The sequence below is a fragment of the Paraburkholderia lycopersici genome, from assembly GCF_900096975.1.
GTDB classification, from domain to species: domain Bacteria; phylum Pseudomonadota; class Gammaproteobacteria; order Burkholderiales; family Burkholderiaceae; genus Paraburkholderia; species Paraburkholderia lycopersici.
In genome coordinates this window covers 1-1257 of sequence record NZ_FMYQ01000084.1, presented here as the reverse complement: position 1 = coordinate 1257, position 1257 = coordinate 1, and the positions used below count along the sequence as shown (strand labels likewise).

General features: G+C 59.5%; 1 protein-coding gene. It reads right to left on the bottom strand.

The genetic code is table 11. The features are described 5' to 3' along the window. Positions 1-276 precede the first annotated feature (276 nt). On the bottom strand, positions 277-1257 hold a 981-nt coding region (gene tssG / locus BLU17_RS32095), incomplete at its 5' end, for a type VI secretion system baseplate subunit TssG (RefSeq protein WP_143189417.1).

Sequence of the window (1257 nt, the reverse complement as noted above, 5' to 3'; positions counted from 1 at the left end):
GGGTCCTCTTCGTGCCTTTGCTCTACTCTCTTTTCAAATGTATCGCGCCAGGCGAATAACCCGGCGCACTCGTCCCGCCCTCGGGCATCTACAGTCTACAAAGCCGGAGATTAATTTCGAATCGTTGCTCATTCAGCGCGAACTCAACCGTCTATATCGTATTTCCACCGCTTGCGTTCGTCCTTCGTACGGGCAAGATTTGCGCAATCAGGACACCAACGCCCGCCTCGCGTCACCTCGAACGCCGGAATCATCCCGCTGATCTGGTTGTCCAGATCAAACACAAGGCACATCCCGTTCATTTGCCGACGTCTCCTCTTTCCGTCTCGCCCGGTTCTGCACGAGCTGCGTCACGTATTGTTCGGGTTCGAAGCTCATGCCCACAACCGGTTTGTCGTCAGGCGACTCCCCCATCCATCCCGACCAGCCGAGCCGTTGGCCATCGCCCAGCGCCATAGGTGCTGCGCTCTCCGGCTTGATCTCCAGTACCAGTTCCCACGCGATAGTCTGGCCCACGAACTCCCTGACCAGATCGACCAGCCGGAGCAGGTCATCGCCGCGTGGCGTGAAGCGGTGATAGTCATCAATGTCGAGCGGGCCGATGGTGATGCGGAATTTGCCCTGCCGGTCGGGAACGCTCTGGCCGAGAACAGCACCTTCACCCATGCGTGACGGTTCACCATACGCGCCCATGCGGCTGAGATTTTCTGGCTCAAGCGCGATCCACTGGAACACGAATTCCTCCATGCGCACCGGCACGGCGAAATAGTGTGCAAGCGTCGAGGCCAGGCCGTCTGGATTACGCGCTTCGCGCACAAGATGAGGCGCGGCCGACAGTCGGGCATGGGACTGCAGGGGCCGCTTACGCTGCAACTGGAGCGGGTAGCCCGAAAGACTCGCAGTGTAGAAACTGAAAGCGTCATCGTCGCGCCGGTCGAGACTCACGGCCGACTGCGCCGATGTCCAGACTCGATACAGCAGCGTGAGATAGCGGTGATGAAAAATATCGAGGAAGTTCGCAAGCGTCGAGTCGTGCCGATGTTCCTGCCGCTCGCGGGCAATCTCCGTAACGTGAATCGGGAGGGGACCGTTCGGACCCAGCATGCCAAGTCCATAGAGACGGATATGCAGCTTGCCGTTCTTCACGCTCGCGTCGGCGATCTCGCTCGGTGCGAATATCAGGCTTGGCTTCTGGCCGAGACTAAAGGGTTCTGCCGACGGCAACTGCGCCTTGCCGATCGGATCAATGCGCGGATT